The organism is Burkholderia sp. 4M9327F10, assembly GCF_005503145.1.
Taxonomy (GTDB): domain Bacteria; phylum Pseudomonadota; class Gammaproteobacteria; order Burkholderiales; family Burkholderiaceae; genus Paraburkholderia.
This window is the reverse complement of record NZ_SCNV01000002.1, coordinates 326,510-343,375: the sequence shown is the minus strand read 5'-3', so window position 1 is coordinate 343,375 and position 16,866 is coordinate 326,510. Positions and strand designations below refer to the sequence as shown.

15 protein-coding genes and 1 pseudogene are annotated in these 16,866 nt (G+C 60.7%); 13 read left to right on the top strand and 3 right to left on the bottom strand.

Going from position 1 to position 16,866, the window contains the following annotated elements:
- Positions 1-52 precede the first annotated feature (52 nt).
- Positions 53-763 (bottom strand): SDR family oxidoreductase, encoded by a 711-nt coding sequence (locus FFS45_RS03955; protein WP_137953390.1) that lies wholly within the window; start codon positions 761-763, stop codon positions 53-55.
- 316 nt (positions 764-1,079) lie between these two features.
- Between FFS45_RS03955 and FFS45_RS03950 the strand changes: the two genes are divergently transcribed.
- The 11 genes and pseudogenes from FFS45_RS03950 (at position 1,080) to FFS45_RS03900 (ending at position 14,317) form a co-directional block, all read left to right on the top strand.
- A complete protein-coding gene (locus tag FFS45_RS03950) occupies positions 1,080-2,141 on the top strand; it encodes an AI-2E family transporter (RefSeq protein ID WP_137953389.1) in 1,062 nt (353 codons plus the stop codon).
- 197 nt (positions 2,142-2,338) lie between these two features.
- A complete protein-coding gene (locus FFS45_RS03945) occupies positions 2,339-2,899 on the top strand; it encodes a TetR/AcrR family transcriptional regulator (protein WP_349292307.1) in 561 nt (186 codons plus the stop codon).
- A gap of 70 nt (positions 2,900-2,969) precedes the next feature.
- Positions 2,970-3,905 carry an alpha/beta hydrolase gene (locus FFS45_RS03940; RefSeq protein ID WP_137953387.1) on the top strand — a complete coding sequence of 312 codons (936 nt, stop codon included), beginning with the start codon at positions 2,970-2,972 and terminating at the stop codon, positions 3,903-3,905.
- Positions 3,906-4,043: 138 nt separating this feature from the next.
- Positions 4,044-4,979, top strand: a complete 936-nt coding sequence (locus tag FFS45_RS03935) for a substrate-binding domain-containing protein (RefSeq protein ID WP_137953386.1) — start codon at positions 4,044-4,046, stop codon at positions 4,977-4,979.
- Between the two features lie 56 nt (positions 4,980-5,035).
- Positions 5,036-5,527, top strand: a pseudogene (locus FFS45_RS42695) (hypothetical protein); the annotation flags it as partial.
- An 84-nt stretch (positions 5,528-5,611) separates the two neighbouring features.
- Positions 5,612-7,279: a PAS domain S-box protein gene (locus FFS45_RS42225; RefSeq protein WP_349292308.1), complete on the top strand. Its 1,668-nt coding sequence runs from the start codon at positions 5,612-5,614 to the stop codon at positions 7,277-7,279.
- Between the two features lie 422 nt (positions 7,280-7,701).
- Complete coding sequence (locus FFS45_RS03925) at positions 7,702-10,911, top strand: autotransporter domain-containing protein (RefSeq protein WP_249362590.1); 3,210 nt, start codon at positions 7,702-7,704, stop codon at positions 10,909-10,911.
- 438 nt (positions 10,912-11,349) lie between these two features.
- On the top strand, positions 11,350-12,321 hold the full coding sequence (locus FFS45_RS03920; RefSeq protein ID WP_137953383.1) for a transposase: 972 nt from the start codon (positions 11,350-11,352) through the stop codon (positions 12,319-12,321).
- 239 nt (positions 12,322-12,560) lie between these two features.
- Positions 12,561-12,872 carry a DUF2282 domain-containing protein gene (locus FFS45_RS03915; RefSeq protein WP_137953382.1) on the top strand — a complete coding sequence of 104 codons (312 nt, stop codon included), beginning with the start codon at positions 12,561-12,563 and terminating at the stop codon, positions 12,870-12,872.
- A gap of 229 nt (positions 12,873-13,101) precedes the next feature.
- Complete coding sequence (locus tag FFS45_RS03905; RefSeq protein WP_137953380.1) at positions 13,102-13,605, top strand: DoxX family protein; 504 nt, start codon at positions 13,102-13,104, stop codon at positions 13,603-13,605.
- 70 nt (positions 13,606-13,675) lie between these two features.
- Positions 13,676-14,317, top strand: coding sequence for a DUF1109 domain-containing protein (locus FFS45_RS03900; RefSeq protein WP_137953379.1), 642 nt, complete (start codon positions 13,676-13,678; stop codon positions 14,315-14,317).
- 14 nt (positions 14,318-14,331) lie between these two features.
- Here the strand turns inward: FFS45_RS03900 and FFS45_RS03895 are convergent, their stop codons facing one another.
- Positions 14,332-14,733 carry a hypothetical protein gene (locus FFS45_RS03895; RefSeq protein WP_137953378.1) on the bottom strand — a complete coding sequence of 134 codons (402 nt, stop codon included), beginning with the start codon at positions 14,731-14,733 and terminating at the stop codon, positions 14,332-14,334.
- Positions 14,734-14,809: 76 nt separating this feature from the next.
- The gene (locus FFS45_RS03890; protein WP_137953377.1) at positions 14,810-15,406 is read right to left on the bottom strand and encodes a TetR/AcrR family transcriptional regulator; all 597 of its coding nucleotides are present in this window, start codon (positions 15,404-15,406) and stop codon (positions 14,810-14,812) included.
- A gap of 235 nt (positions 15,407-15,641) precedes the next feature.
- On the opposite strand from FFS45_RS03890, the gene FFS45_RS03885 reads away from it, so the two are divergent.
- On the top strand, positions 15,642-16,211 hold the full coding sequence (locus FFS45_RS03885; RefSeq protein WP_137953376.1) for a sigma-70 family RNA polymerase sigma factor: 570 nt from the start codon (positions 15,642-15,644) through the stop codon (positions 16,209-16,211).
- Complete coding sequence (locus FFS45_RS03880; protein ID WP_137953462.1) at positions 16,211-16,852, top strand: DUF1109 domain-containing protein; 642 nt, start codon at positions 16,211-16,213, stop codon at positions 16,850-16,852. The genes FFS45_RS03885 and FFS45_RS03880 overlap by 1 nt, the downstream gene beginning before the upstream one ends.
- Positions 16,853-16,866 lie beyond the last annotated feature (14 nt).

Here is a 16,866-nt window from a genome sequence, read left to right as displayed (position 1 = left end):
TAACGCAGGCATCCGGTCCGGTAAGTGGGTGTGCGCTACTGATCCGGCCCGCTTAGTGTCCGGCGCTCTGGCCACCGTCGACATGCAGGATCTCGCCGGTGACGAACGGGGCGGAGTCCAGATACAGAATCGCGTTGACGATGTCGCTCATCTCTCCCATGTGGCCCATCGGGTGGAGTGCGCCGAGTGCCGCATGCGTTTCGACCGCGTGCATCGGCGACTTGATGATGCCGGGCGACACGGCGTTGGCCCGAATGCCGCGTTTTGCGTACTCGATCGCGAGGGAGCGGGTTGCTGCGTTCAGGCCGCCTTTGGTCAGTGAAGCGAGTACTGAAGGCACGCCGTCAATGGCGTGGTCGACCAGCGTGGTGCTGATGCTGACGACGTGGCCGCTGGAATGCTTTTCCATCTCAGCGACGGCAAGCTGGGTGATGTGGAAGAAACCATTCAGATTGACCGCGATGATCGAAGCGTAGTCTTCAGCGGTGTACGAGGTGAAAGGTTTGGCGATGAAGACACCGGCATTGTTGACCAGCGTGTCCACGCGGCCGAAGTGCGTCACGGCTTCCTCGATTACGCGGCGGGCGGTTTCAGGGTCGGAAATGTCGCCGGCCACGGTGCGGACGTTGGGATCCTCAGACGGTTTGATGCTGCGTGCGGTGGCGACCACGCGATAGTCCAGCTTGCGGAAGGCCTTGACGATTTCTGCGCCGATGCCTTGCGACGCGCCGGTTACAACGATGACTTTTTGTGAGGTGCTCATGGATAAACTCCGAATCAATTAAGAGGTGGGCTCTGTTGCCGATCGGGCGAGTGGCTCCGATAGGTCCGTAATGTAGGCGTGTTGGCGTCGCGTTCAAACACCCGGTGCGGACAAACACTTGTGATTCGAAGGAACAAATCGGGCGCCGCCAGTTCGCCGCTTCCACGCGTTTCCAGGCGCTTCCTGGCGTTTCGGCTGTAAGGCAGACGACCTCACAGGATTGATCCGTTCCTGATATCCTCGTCGGCGAAAAAGAGCGCACGATCGCACGATCCAATAGCGTGCTGGCTGGCTCGAACCTTTTAGAAAATTAATCATGACGACAACACCGAGTTCTGTCGCTCAGACCACTACCGGCGTGGCGGCGGGTCTGGCAATCCTGTATTTTTTGCGTCCAATCCTGGTTCCTTTCTTTCTGGCGGTGCTGCTCCGGATCCTGATTGCGGGCATCGTCTCGCTGGTAGTCCGGGTGCTTCCGCGTGCGCCCAGGTGGCTGATACTTGTCGCGACTGTGGGGATTGTCGGCTTTAGCGCGTATAGCATTTTCATCGTTATCCTTCAGGGCATGAGCGACCTCGTCAAACAGGCTCCCGCGCTCCCGGCCCAACTCGACAACCTGATTCGATCAGTCAGCGTGGGTTTTGGACGAAGGTTTGATCTGGCAACCGTGCTTGGCTTGATCGATTTCCCGTCGTTGGAGCACAACCTGGCGTCCGGGGTGGGCGATGCCGTATCGAAAGCATTCCTTACGTTATTTTTCTTCGTGTTCATGCTTCTGGGACGGGCGGCAGACGCCGATCCAAAAATACTCAAAGCCACGACTAACGAGGCGAGAGCAAACTCCCAGCGCGCTGTGCTTTCTAAAATCACGCGCAGGGTCCAGGCCTACCTGATCTCGCAAACCGCAATCAACCTGGCGATTGCCGCGATTTCCGCCGCTGTCTTTCGCTTTGCTCAATTACCCGACACGGCATTCTGGTCAGTGACGGTATTTCTTCTGGCATTCATGCCCGTCGTCGGACCTTTCGTTGCGAGTGTGGTGCCCGCATTGTTTGCTGCTGTTCATAGCGGATCGGTCGCCTTGCCTCTGGGGGTGTTCGTGATTGTCCTGGCGGTTTTCCAGATCGCACACAATCTCATCATGCCGAAGGTCCAGGCCAAAAGCACCAATACGGACCCACTCATTGGAATGCTCGCTTTGGGAATCTGGACGATTCTCTGGGGCGTACCGGGCGCCATTCTCGCGACACCCTTGACCGTGCTGATGATGGTGATAGCGGCCCAGTTTCAGAGTACCCGCTGGCTGGCGATCCTGATGTCGCATGATGGGGTGCCCGACGCAGTGGACGCCCAGTCTCCCGTCACTGAGCGTAGTTAAGGCATAGGGGTGGAGGCCATCGCCGGGGAGCGCGATATGCCGTGCGCTGACCCGGTAGACACACGCGCCTGGTCGGCGGCTCGATGCCATTGCAGAAAAAACTTGATTTGGGAGCAAACACTTCCTAATATTGCGCCATGGACAAGTTAATTTCTCATGAAGCCGAAAGCCGCGGACCTGGACGGCCTCGGGAGTTCGTGCTGGAGGACGTGCTGGACAAGGCGATTGCCGTCTTCAGCGAATCCGGGTTTCATGCAACCTCGCTGGGCAAGCTCACCGCGGCGATTGGAATCACGGAGGGCAGCCTCTACAAGGCGTTCCGGGATAAACGCGCCATTTTTCTTGCAGCATTTGAACGTTATGTCGAATTGCGCAACGAACGCCTGCGTAAGGAGTTGGCGCATGCGCAGACAGGGCGGGAGCGCGTACGGGCCATTCTCGCACTCTACGCGGAATACAGTCACGGCAACCAGGGCAGGCGTGGCTGCATGGTGGTGGGGAGTGCGGTGGGTTTGGCCAGTTCCGACAAGGAGGTGGCAAGGCGCGTGACAGACGTTCTCAAGACACATGAGAAGCGCCTCATTGACTGCATCCTGCAGGGTCAGCAGGACGGCTCCATAGCGAGTGGCGTGGATGCGGAGTCCACGGGGCGCCTGCTGCTGTGCGTGCTCCAGGGCATGCGCTTGCTGGGCAAGACGGGCCGGTCGCACGACGAGATGATGATCATTGCCGAGCGCGCCTTGAAGCTGCTTGACTGATATTTTTTTGGATAATTTGGAAGTGAATACTTTCTAATTGATGGCTAACTCTGGAAGCAAGGAGCTTTTTATGAAACGCGATGCAATACAGGTGCAGGCGGACGAGACAGTGGCGCCTTTTGAGCCACAGGAATTCTGGAAAACGTTTCGCCACGGTACGGCTTCAGTGAAGGGCGTTCGTCTGCACTATGTCGAAGGCGGCCAGGGAGCCCCGGTTCTGCTGATACCTGGCTGGCCGCAAAGCTGGTATGCATGGCGATATGTGATGCCGCTGCTCGTTGAGGCCGGGCGGCGCGTGATTGCGCTTGATCCAAGGGGGATGGGCGACTCGGACCACCCCACCTCGGGATATGACATGCGAACGGCGGCAGCGGACGTCCATGGAGTTGCCGAGGCGCTGGGTCTAACGGCCGACGGTCCCATCGACGTCGTGGGTCACGACGTCGGCACGTGGATCGGTTACACCTATGCCGCCGACTGGCGGGCAGACGTGAAGCGGCTCGCGGTATTCGATTCCGCGCTGCCCGGGATTTCGCAGCTGACCGCAGGCATTCCTTCGGAAGAGGCGAACCTGAAAACCTGGCAATTCGCGTTCAATCGTCTGCCTGATTTACCGGAGATACTGCTCCAGGGCCGGGAGCGGGAATTCCTGAGCTGGCTGTTCCGGGTCAAGTCCGTTCATCCCTGGGCTATTGGTGCCGCGGATCTCGACGAGTATGTGCGCGTCAATTCCGCGCCGGGAGCGATACGCACAGCGATGGCGTACTACCGCCACCAGTTCAGCCAGCAGGGCATGGAGGAAAGCCGGCAGCGCGGCGAGCGCAAGCTCGACATCCCAGTGCTGGCCTTCGGAGCGGAGTCGGGTGTCGGGTCAATGCTGTTCGACACCATGCAGCTCGTGGCCGAGGATGTGCGGGGCGGCGTAGTTACCGGATGCGGCCACTATATGCCGGAAGAAGCACCGCGCGCAGTTGCCCGGCAAGTGCTGGATTTTCTGGCTTCGTAATGGCGAGGCCGGTCCGCCAGGTGGGTGATAACACCTAAAAAAAGGGAAACGCGCCCTCAACGGGGTATCGTTCTGGAACGACCCACCTCCGCACGCGGAACGGTATTGGGTCGGTTCTCATAGCGATGACCCGTTACGATGCGCAATTTTCTTTCATTTTCATTTCTTGTCTCTGCTCTGGCCGCGGCGGTGCCGGCGGCCAAAGCCACCACAATAGGCGTTGTTCTCGCTGGGTCCTCGTTGGTCTTCTACCAGGCAATGATCAGGGGAATCGAACGGGCAGCGGACGACCAGCATGTGCAGCTCCTGATGCGCAACCCCTCAGACGGGGCGTCGCTCGATACGTCCAATCTCCAGCTGCACATCATTGACTACTTGGTGCAGCAAGGCGTGGCCGGCATCGTCCTCGTACCCGAACCTCTGCAGAAGAAAACCCAGGTTTCGATCTCGGTTCCCGTGGTCCTGGTCGACCGGGACAGCGCCGATTACAAGGGCATCTCGACCGTTTATACCGACAATTTCGGTGCGGGCAAAAAGGCTGCGCTCAGCCTGGTGCCCGAGCTGCAAAAGGGCGCCACGGTGGCCCTGCTGCGGCTTGCGCCGAACATCAGTTCCACGACCGATCGCGAAAACGGGTTTCTGAGCGTTGCGCGGGAGGAGGGATGGAATGTGGTTATCGATACCTACGTTGGGTACCGGCCCCATGATGCGGAGGAATTGATCGCCAAAGCTCTGAACGGCTACTCCGGTCACCTTGATGCTGTTTTTGCGCCGGCTGAACCGATCGCTTATGGCGCCTTGCGGATCATTGAAACCAGAGCGGCCGGCAATCGCCCGCGCCTGGTCGTATTCGACTGGCGCCCGGAATTCGCGGATGGACTCAAGCACGGCATCGTGTATGCCGATGTGTTGCAGGACCCTTACCGCATGGGTTATCTTGCGGTGGAGGCATTGGTTGGGGCCTTGCAGGGCCACCCGCCCCGCTCCAAAGTATTCGTCGACGTAGTGACAGTGACGCCGCACAACATGAATGATCCGGCGATCCGCGAAGTGTTGGCAAACTACACCCAGTAAGCGCTCCAGCGTACCTTTTCGCACTGCGGCTGCGGCCGTTGACCCGTATCGGCGGCATGGAAGTCAATGTCGCGATGGCCTCTTGCATGGAGCGGATCTTGTTGGCTTTGCATAATGGCTTGCTGCCTAAAACCTTCAGTACGCCACGAGGCGGAATTGCTGTCGCCCTGCTGACTCGTGTGCTGCTATTCAGCACGATGGTTACGCTGGCGGTGACGGTCGTTCAACTTCTGCTCAGTTACCAGGCCGAGGTTTCGGGATTGCAGAACCACTTCAACGAAATTGAGGAGGGCTATGCGTCTGGGCTGGGCAACGCGTTGTGGGCGCTGGACAGCAAACAGCTGGAGGGGCAGCTCGACGGAATGCTGCGTCTGCCCCTGATCCGTTATGCCGAAGTCCGCGAAACGCAGGTCCAGCACCCGCTAACGGTTTCCAGAGGTTCCGTACAGGTCAAGAACGCGGTCGTCAGGGAGTTTCCCATTTATTGCTGTGACAAAGGCCGTCACCAGATTGGGGTCCTGCATCTCGAGGCCAGCTTGACCGACATCTACCGCGATCTGTTGCGCCAGGCGTTGGTGATTCTCGTGAGCAACGCGGCAAAAACATTTCTGGTCGCACTGTTTATCCTGTTTATGGTTCACCGGCTTGTCACGCGCCATCTCATCGATATTGCTGCGACGCTGCAAGGACGCACGCCGGGCATCACCATCGCACCATTGCGATTACGTCGGACCCGGCGCAAACCCGACGAGCTGGATCAACTGGTCGGTGCGCTTAACGTCATGTTCGAGGGGCTTGACCAGCATGCTGCGCAACTTCGCAGCGCCAACGCGCAGATGGCTGCGATCCTCGACAACATTCCGGACCTCGCCTGGGTCAAGGACACTCGCGGTCGATATGTGGCGGCCAATCGGGCTTTGGCGTGCTCCTTAGGCTACGCTGAACCGGCTGACGTGATGGACAAGACTGATTTCGACTTGCATCCGCTTGAATACGCGCAGGCCTACCGCACCGACGATGTCGAAGTGATGGCCTCGGGATGCCGCAAACGCTTCGAAGAAACCCATCTCGAGGCGGACGGCCGCTCGAGGTGGGTGGACACGATCAAGACGCCTTTCGCCGACGGAGACGGACAACTGGCCGGAACCGTCGGCATCGCTCGCGACATCACCGAACGCAAGAAGGTGGAACAGGAACTCGCGCGAGCGAATGCCGGCCTACGCTCGGAGGTGGAGCGGCGCCGGGGGATCGAAGCGCAGCTGCAGGTTAGCGAGGCGCGCTTTCGCGCCATTGTCGAGACGAGTCCGGTGCCGCTGTGTATTGTCTCGATGCCCCATGGCGAGATTTTCTACACGAATGAGCCATTGCGTACGCTGTTCGGGCTCGACCCGCTCAACAACCAGATCAGCAACGTGGGTGACCTCTATGTGGATGCCGCTGAGTGCGACAGGCTGGTGGAGCACGTTCGGCAGGAGGGACGATTTCTCAATACGGAGGTTCATTTCCGCCGGCCGGATGCCACCACGTTCTGGGCAATGGCGACTGCGCGCGTCGCTTCGTATGACGATGCACCTGCAATCTATATCGGCTTGAACGATATCACTGAGCGTAAGCGCATCGAGCAGGAGTTGTTCGAATCGCGCGAACAGTTGCGCGGGGTGTCTGCCTATCTGGAGGAGATTCGGGAGCAGGAAAGAAAGCGCATTGCCATGGAAATTCATGACGAGCTGGGCCAGTTGCTTACCGCTCTGAAGATGGACGTGTCGTTGCTCAAGATGCGGATTTCCGGCGACTCCGACGTAGTGAAAAAAGCCGACGATATGCGTGATCTCGTTGAAAGGACAATCTGGATGGTGCGCAATGTGGCGAATCACTTGCGGCCTGCGGCCTTGAACTTCGGGATCGTGTCGGCGCTCGAGTGGCTTGTCGAAGACTTCGGTCGGCGCAACCACATTCCCTGTCAGTTGCGAATCAATGGCCCTGAACCCATTTTGATGGATGCGCACGCGACGGCGGTGTTCCGTATCGTGCAGGCGTCGCTGACGAATGTTGCCCGCCATGCGGGTGCGACGCGGGCCGATGTGACGCTGACCAGCTCCGCGGCAGCGTTGGACCTGCATGTCAGCGACGATGGCCGCGGGTTCGACCAGGAGGCGGTGCGCAAACGCTACTCATATGGAATGCTCGGAATGAGCGAGCGGGCGCGGATGATAGGCGGTTCGCTGCTGATCGATAGCGCGCCCGGGATGGGTACCTCGGTTTCCATTCACATTCCGCTCGGACGCAACGAAAAGATATAAAGATTTGGTAGGGATTCTCTTAACCAAGTATTGGCGTATCGGCATTTGATTTACAAATTACTTACCGAAATCAATTTTCGTGCGTGTCTTTCTCGCTGCTTGGCGCGCTAGAGGCACTTCCCAGGTGCCGCTGGCCAAAAAAAATTAGAAAAATTTAGCAAGATTTATCAAGACATTGCCGCCGAGCATTGCTAGAGTCGCGCCGTGGAGCGCCAAGGTCGGTGGCGGATCGTTTCGCCGCGCTTTCAACTTCCACTTCCTGTACCACTCCGTGTTTCAGCGCACCGGCGCAATGGCCGGGGCTGAGCGGTGAGCCGTCTACAACGGCAAATAAGAAATTTGACAAGGCGTGATAAAGCGCCGGAGAAAAAATGACAAGATTGCGTCGGGGAAGCCCCTTTTCTGGTGATATGAGAAGGGCAATGGCGGTATTGCGTCTTTTTCAGCTCAGCCTGCGGCTTTCAATATCGCGCGCTGTGGCGCTGCGGGTCGCACTGGCCGTGCTAGTTGCCTTGTTTGCATTGCCGGGTCTCGCCCAGGCCGACGTCCCAACTGTCACCGCGGTCAACCCAACGTCCGGCCCGACCACAGGCGGCACGGTTGTGACGATCATCGGCACCAATTTCACCGGCGTGACCGCAGTCCAGTTCGGCGGCAGTTTCGCCAGCTCATTCACGGTCATCTCCTCGACCGAGCTGAACGCAGCGACGCCCGCGGGCAGCGGCACTGTGGACGTCACAGTCACGAATCCGGACGGTACGAGCGCCACCAGTGCCGCGGACCAGTACACCTACGTGGCCGCTCCGATCGTGGGCCCGACCAGCGCGACGGTCGCCTACGACAGCACCGCCACCCCGATCACGCTCAATCTGAGCGGTGGCGCGATCACCTTTGTGAACATCCTTTCCCAGCCAAGCCATGGAACGGCGGCGGTGTCCGGAACGTCCGTGACCTACACCCCGCGGACCGGATATTCGGGAGCCGATTCGTTCACGTACTCGGTGGGCAATAACAGCGGCATCGATCCGTCGGGCACCGTGTCCATCTCGGTCACCGCGCCGACACTGTCCCTCACACCGGCTACCTTACCGGCGACGCAGGCAGACGTTGCCTATAACCAGTCCATCGCTGCCAGCGGCGGCCAGTCGCCCTATCGATATGCGATTACCTCAGGCTCATTACCGGCCGGGTTGACCTTCAATGCCACCACGGGTGCCCTGTCCGGTACGCCGACGGCGGCCGGCAGCTTCACGTTTACCGTGACGGCGACCGACAGCAGTACCGGCAATGGCCCGTTCTCCGTTTCGCAGACGTATACGCTTACGGTCTCCGCACCGACCATCGCCGTCACCCCTGCAACGCTGCCGGCGCCGGTAGTCGGCACGGCATATAGCCAGACGCTCAGCGCGAGCGGAGGCACGGCGCCTTACGTGTACTCGGTGGGGACGGGCGCGCTGCCGCCTGGTCTGAGCCTCAATTCCGCCACGGGCAGCATCACCGGCACACCAACCGCGGCGGGTTCCTTTACGTTTATCGTTCAGGTGACGGATGCCAATAACTTCACCGAAACCACGCCCTATGCGGTGAACGTCGGCAGCGCGGTCGTCTCCATTGGCCCTGCATCGCTATCGGGCGGCGTGGTCAACGCCGGCTATAGCCAGCAATTATCCGCGACGGGCGGGACGGCGCCTTACACCTATAGCGTGGTGAGCGGGGCGCTGCCCGCTGGCCTGTCGCTGTCGTCGGCCGGGGTCATCTCGGGAACGCCGACAACCTCGGGCAGCTCCGCTTTCACGGTTCAGGCCAAGGACAGCAGCGGCGGCAGTGGTCCGTTTACCGGCACGAGAAGCTATGTGCTCGCGATTGGCCAAACCGTGCCGGTGGCGCCGCCGGTCACGGTGACGACCCAGTCCAACGCCCCGGTGACGATTCACGCCACTGCCAATGCGAGCGGCGGCCCGTTCACCGCGGTCGCCATCGCGACGGCGCCGGGTAGCGGCACGGCAGTGGTCAACGGACAGGAGATCGTCTACACCCCGGCGGCGACTTCCTCCGGCAATATCGGCTTTACTTATACGATCGCGAACAGTGCGGGAGTGTCCGCGCCCATCGCGGTCACGGTGACGGTGAACGCCGTGCCGGTCCCGGCGGCTGCACACCAGGTGAGCACGCCGGCCACCCAGACCGCGTTGATCGACATCAGCGATGGTGCGACGGGCGGCCCGTTTACCGGTGCGGCGATCGTCTCGGTCTCGCCGAGTTCGGCCGGCACCGCGACGATCGTGAACGGCACGAGTTCATCCGCGTCCATGAAGGCGGCCAGCGCCGCAGCGACGCAAGCGGGACAGTACAGCATCCGCTTTGTCCCGGCGGCCGCTTTTGCAGGCACGGCGGTGGTTAGCTACACGCTGAGCAATTCGATTGCGACATCGGCCCCCGGGATCATCGACATCGCGGTTGCGCCGCGTGCCGATCCATCGACCAATCCGGACGTCGTCGGCCTGATCGACGCGCAGGTCGAAGCCGCACGCCGCTTTGCCAATGCGCAGATATCGAACTACAACCAGCGGCTCGAAAGCCTGCACGGCACGGGGCATGCCCCTTCGACCAACGGCATTTCCGTGGCGCTGCCCGGCCAGGCCCCCAATGCTTCCGCCGCATGCGAAGACGCGTCGGCGCCGACGTTGCGCGACGCGTGTTTGCGAGCGAACCAGGAACTGAGCAGCACCGCGTCGACGCCCCGCGATTCTCACCAGGATCCTGCCACGCCCGGCAACCCGTCGCAGGCCGGCGAGAGTTTGCCCAACCTCGCGTTCTGGAGCGCGGGGGTCGTCGACTTCGGCTTCAACAATGCGGGCACGCAGCGCTCCGGATTCCGCTTCACGACACCGGGCGTCACGGCGGGCATGGACTATCGGATCTCGGATCAGTTCTCGATTGGCGCGGGCGGCGGTTATGGGCACGACTCGACCGATATCGGCAGCGACGGCACCAAAAGCACGGGCGACAGCTATAGCTTCGCCGTCTACGGCAGCTACCGGCCGCAACCGGCTCTGTTCGTCGACGGACTCGCGGGCTTTGGCTCGCTCAATTTCAATTCGCGGCGCTGGGACACCGACGCAAGCGCATTCGCGACCGGGCAGCGCGACGGCAGGCAGACGTTTGCCTCGCTTTCCGCCGGATACGAACGCCACACCGATAGCTGGCTCATCTCGCCATACGCCCGGATGTCGTACTCGCAGGCGACGCTGGACTCATTCAGCGAAAGCGGCGCGGGCACCGACTCGCTGACCTATTTCGGACAGACGGTCACGACGGTCTCGGGCACGCTCGGGTTGCGCGCGGAATATGCGCAGCCGACGAAGTGGGGCGTGCTGCTGCCTTACGCGCGGGTCGAATATCAGCATGACTTCAACGGGCAGAGCAACGCGGGGCTCGCTTACGCCGACCTCGCGGGCTCCGGCCCGGCCTACTTCGTGACGTCGACGCCGTTCGGCCAGAACAGGACGCAGGTCGGCATTGGCTCGAAGTTCCGGACCCGGTTTATGACGCTCGGACTCGATTACACCGTCATGTTCGGCGTCAACAGTTTTCAGCAGGGCGTGCGCCTGTCGCTTTCGGCGCCATTCTGAGCCGCGCCGGACTGATGATTGGGCGGCGCGTGACGTTAGGGATTTCCTGACACGAAAATCAGCGTGAGTCCCGGGAAATTTTCTCGTTACCCGACTTCGATGAACATTATCGAGCGCTTAGGATCAACCTATCCGCAATGTTCCGAGAAGGCGATACGTCCTCACTGAACCTGCTGGAGAACGGGACTCGAGATCCCGTGAAAAAGGAAAGGCCAAAGCGGGGAGCTTCCTGTTTTCATGCCCAGCCATGCTGTTGTAGAGGCGCTGGGCACGCCCCCCGCAAACATACTCCACACGCGAGCGAGACCAGCTTGCGCGCATCGACGCCATGAATATTCGCGCTGGTTCAGTGCCGGCGTGAGCCTGCTTCATGCCGCGGAAAAGCGCACAAACACGGATTAATCCGGCAATGGCGCACGGGTCCTGCATGACGGATTCATGACGTCCAGGTGGGATGCCGGTTATGGCGATGTGGAGAAATACATGTATTTCGATAAGCTAAGCAACGATGAGTGGCTGATGCTTCAGCCGCTGATTCAGGAGGCCGGTGTCAGCCGCCTGAACCGCCGGGGACGGCCGCGCGCGGAACTGCGCGTCGTAGCCAACGCCGTCCTGTGGGTGATGACCACGGGAGAGCCGTGGTCCAGGATTCCCGGTGGCTATCCTTCGGTTCCAACTTGCCGGCGACGTTTCGAGGAGTGGCGCGCTAACGGTACACTCTCGGCAATGGCCGCCTTGTTGTCGAAGCAGGGGCGGACGTTTGCCTTCGTCCCGACAGTATCTTCCCCTGATTCTGTTTACGCGGTTTCGCAAAGTCCGCGGTTTCTTCGCAGTGACGGCGCTCCTCACGTGCTCTGGAAGAGCGCGGACGCATGGCAGACCGTGCCCGGCACGCTGGACAGGGCGCGCGAGACGACGCCGTTTGCCGAGATGGCGCGCCGGCTCTCCGGAGAGCAACACAACCCTCACACAGCAGCCGAGGTGGAAACGGGCGAGGAAGATGCCCCGGTGCAACAAGCGGAGCGCACCGGATTTTCACGGTGGATGGGTCTGCTCTCACGTGGCAAACAGGTGTCGGACGCGAGAGGCTACGTCATATACGCCGCAGCCGATTCGCTGGCGGACGGCTCGTTTCGCGGCTGGGCAGATATTGCGAAGGACGGGCGGCGCGTTGTGCGTTCGGGGCTGATCGGCCCACCCTTCGTCAGAGCGGAGGCCGGACAGCAGTATGCGCTCGCCTGGGCCAGCAAATGGATCGATCAGCACTGTCCAGTCCTGACAGTCACAGAGACCCTAAGGGTCAGCCCCGCATTGAAAACGATGCCGCTTCCTCAACCGGTAGTGAAACTCCCGCTCAGCCTTGAGCAGGATGAGTTTTTTTCGAGCACATTAATTAGTAATACAAATTAAAAGAGAAAGGAGAACGCAAGCGGACGCACGCTGCTTCCGTTCTCGTCTGCAAGAAATTTTCAAGCTCCGGCTGGTCGGGCGCTCCCAGCGGAGTTCATTGACCGGGCAAGCTGGCTCCGTCGTGCCGCAGATTGAAAGCAAAAAAAGACGTCCTTCCTGTAACCAGACATCCATAGCCCACGAATTAGCTTACGTATCCATCACGGGTACCGCTTGCTCTCAATCTCTGGAGAAATTCGATGTCTGCAAAAGTTACAGTTAGTTCCGCTCTGCTCGCCGGTGTGGTCGCCAGCCTGCTCGCATCTGCCGCCAACGCAGCCCCGCTTACTCAGGCGGAAGCAAGCGCGGCTATCGCAGCGCACAAAGAGAAGTGCTACGGCGTCGCCCTGAAGGGGCAAAACGACTGCGCCGCCGGTCCCGGCACCACGTGCCAGGGTACGTCCGCGATGGATTTCCAGGGCAACTCGTGGAAGTTCGTTCAGGGCGGCACCTGCACGAGTATCGAAGTGCCGGGTGGCGGTCATGGCTCGCTTACTCCCCTGAAGTCCTGATCCGGCCAACGCCAAGAGGAAGTAGGGCGGCCATGACCGATTTCACGAGAACAACGTCAGTTGGAGTCGAGAAACGGGCCGCCCTCCCTGTGAGAGGACTGGGCACATTGCCGGGAGAAGCGGCCGCGGCTGCGTTTCAGGAAGCCTCGTCCCTCGGTCTCAGGGCCAGCCTGGCAGGGATGATCTCAGCCGGCGTGTTTGCTTCCATCCAACATGGAGATGAGTCGAGATGTCGAACCAACAGGACGTAAAACTGCCGTTGCCGGGCGTGGTCATATCCGCGATTGGAGCGGCAAAGCGGCTAATCCAGCAACTCGCGCAACCCTGGCTCGTTCAGTTGGTGCTGCGGATTGCGCTGGCCGTACCTTTCTGGAAATCGGGCATGCTTAAATGGCACGGCTTCCTTCAACTGAACGACACGGCGATAGACCTGTTCACGGACGAGTTCAAGCTCCATCTCCCCGGCGGTCCGTATCCGTTTCCCGCCCCCGCTGTTTTTGCGTTTCTGTCGGGCTGCGGCGAGGTGACATTCCCGGTGTTGCTCGTGCTTGGCTTCGGAACGCGGTTCGCCGCAGCCGGCCTGATACTGATGACCTGCATCATCGAGCTGACTGTGCCGGACGGCTGGCCGATCCACCTGACCTGGCTGGCAATGGCACTGGGAATTGCCGCCTGGGGGCCGGGCCTGATATCGATCGACTATCTGCTCGGTGACAGGTCATTCAGGACATGACCCGAGGCTCTCGGCGAATACGGTGTGAGCCGGGAGCGTTCGGAATGGCCGGCCGCTTCCTGGCGAAAAAATGAGAACCTCAGATCTGATACACCGGCTTGCTAACAGTCTGACGCCGATTGGCTCGAATCCTGTTTCGAAGAGGCTCAACCGGGCACTAAGCGTTGGCCTTGCCAGCAGCACCGCGTTGCTAGTCGTGCTTTACGGCATCCGCAGCGATATGCCGGACCTGCTGTTGACGACGATGTTCTGGATACGGCTTACTTTTCCCGTGGCCACACTCATGACTTCACTGAAACTCGCGGGCCGCCTTGGCCGCCCCGGCGTACCTGTGAAGCTGGCGTGGTTCGCGGTCACGTTGCCATTCGTCACGCTGTTGCTGGTTGCCGCGTTTATTCTGATCGCAACACCTCCAGGCTATCGCCTGCAACTCATGTTGGGCACCACGTGGCGAGTGACCACAGCGAATATCGTGCTGGTCTCTTTGCCTTCACTGGCGGTCATGATGCATGCCATGAAGGGGCTTGCGCCCACCCGCCTTGCACTGGCGGGCGCAGGCGCCGGACTGCTCGCGGGCGCGCAAGGCTCGCTAGTCTATTCGCTGTACAGCTCGGAGATGTCTGTACCGTTCTGGGGTATCTGGTATGTACTGGCGGTAGTCACAACCGCCGGTATAGGCGCCTCGCTTGCGCCGTTCTACCTGCGGTGGTAGCGCAACCTGCAGAGCTAACCCACCACCCAGGCCCATGCGGCTCGCAGGCGTCGCGCGCGGTCTTCGAAAAGATAGGAGGCCGCTAGCGTCAGGAGACCTGAAATAGCGCCCGTCACGACATGCTCGAGATAAGGGATGCGGTACTGGCTAGGATGCGAGTAGGCGTCGCCCAGCGTTGTCAGCAAACCGACGAGCAGCGCATTGCCATATCGATTCGCATAGAGTTTCGCCGCAGGCGTGAAGGTCAGAAGTACAGCGAGAAATCCGGTGAGCAGACCTGTATGGCAGGCGATCGACCAATGGGTGAGACTCATGACATTGCCCCAGCTCCCGGGCATGCAGGTCATGCACGCGCTGGTCGGCTGCCAGAAACGCTGGATGAACAGCTTGACGCGACGTTTCCACTCGGCTGACATGAGGTATTTTCCATCAATGCCGCTGTTAGCGGGCTACGCCAATAATGGTAGCGTAGAAGGGGTGCCAGTGAGGAGGCTAGCTGCTGCTATCGCTGTCAAGCGACGCCAGTGCGGGCCGCACCAGGCCTTCGAGCAACGGGCGCTCCGGCCGGGTGCGGGCCAGCACGCGAAGCCCGAGCAGCACACCCAGAAACAGGCGTGCGAGATCCTCGGCCGGCTGTGCGCTCGCGATCGTTCCATCATGCTGACCGGCGCTCACGCAGCGGTAAAAGAAAGCTTCCACCTGAACCAGCACATTCGCGACCACCCGCTGGAATTCGGCGTCGTGCGGCGCTACTTCGAGTGCGGAATTCACCAGCATGCAGCCCTTGCGGTCCGGGTCGCTCAATGAGCGCTCGATGATTTCGCTGAAGAATGCAGCAATGGCCTGCTTGGGCGCGAGGCGTCCCTCGAAGCGCCCCACGCGGTCGCCGAAGCTCTGCTCGACATAGTGATCCAGCGCCCGCCGATAGAGCGAACGCTTGTCGCCGAATGCGTTGTAAAGGCTCGCGCCCGTGATGCCCATACTTTCCGCGAGATCGCGCACTGACGTCGCCTCATAGCCGCGTGTCCAGAAGCACTGAACCGCCGCATCGAGGACAGCCGTTTCGTCGAATTCTCTTGGGCGCGCCATGCCGCAACCTTTGCTTGCGTTCGAACCGCCGGAAGATTGCGGCCTCAGTTGGGTTAGTATATTCTAAAACGAACGATCTAAAACGCAGAGGCCCGTCACACGGGCCTCACAAGACGCTGGTCGCCGATGGCGCCGCCGCGAATGAAGGCGCTTGATGACCCGCTCGATTTCTCTGCTGTTGCTGTAAATTCCTTTCATGCAGTTTATTTCGCGCCAACTGTAACCAGAACCCGAAATGAATCGAACTACCGAAGACGGCCCGGTGCGTCCCGTCGAAGAGCGGCTGAAGGCTCTATTCGTGCGCGGTCTGGATGGGGATGCGGCGGCCTATCATGCATTTCTCGGCGACCTGACCGGGCATCTGCGCGGGTTCCTGAGAAAGCGCCTCTTCTATCTGCCAGACGATGTCGAGGACCTGGTCCAGGAGATTTTGCTGGCAGTGCATAATGGACGCCATACCTACCGTCCGGACCAGCCATTGACGGCCTGGGTGCATGCCATCGCCCGCTACAAACTGACCGACTTTTTCCGCGCGCGATCGCGCCGGGAAGCGTTGCATATGCCATTGGACGACGAACTGGCAATCTTTGCCAACTGCGACGTCGAACCGGCAGAGGCCCGGCGTGATTTGAGCAAGCTGCTCGAACAATTGCCCGATCGCCAGCGCCTGCCGATCCAGCACGTGAAGCTGGAGGGGCTGTCGGTGACTGAAACCGCAAAGCTGACGGGCCTATCGGAGTCGGCGGTCAAGGTTGGCGTGCACCGCGGTTTGAAGGCATTGGCACTGAAGTTTCAAGGCGCATGATGAAGACAGAGGATCTCGTTTCATTGCTGGCCGCGGGGGTGCCCGCGGTCGATCACAACGTGTCGGCCAAGCGATTCAGCTGGGCCATGTTATGCGGCGGCGCCGGTTCCGCGGTGCTCATGGCAATCGTTTTTGGCATTCGCCCCGATATCGGCACGGTGATGAAGACAGCGCTCTTCTGGATCAAGCTGGCCCTGCCGCTGTGCCTCGGACTGGCTGCCTTGCTGGTGACGGCGCGCTTGTCCCGGCCAGGTATGCCGGTAGGCCGCGCGTGGGCCGGGCTTGCTGTGCCGGTGCTGGCCGTCTGGATTGCGGCGCTCGTCCTGTTGTGGCTGACGCCGCCCGATGCGCGCTTGCCCCTGGTGCTAGGCGAAACGTGGCGCGTATGTCCGCTTAATATCGCCTTGCTTTCGGTGCCGGTGTTTATCACGGTGTTCTGGGCGATGCGAGGCCTGGCGCCTACGCGCCCCAGGCTGGCCGGTGCTGCCGGCGGCCTGGTGGCGGGAGCGACTGCAACAGTTGCTTACTGTTTCCACTGCCCCGAGATGGGGGTGCCGTTCTGGGCGGTCTGGTATCTCCTCGGCATGCTGATTCCCACGCTTGCTGGCGCAGTGCTGGGGCCCCGCCTGCTGAACTGGTGAAAGCCGGACTGGGG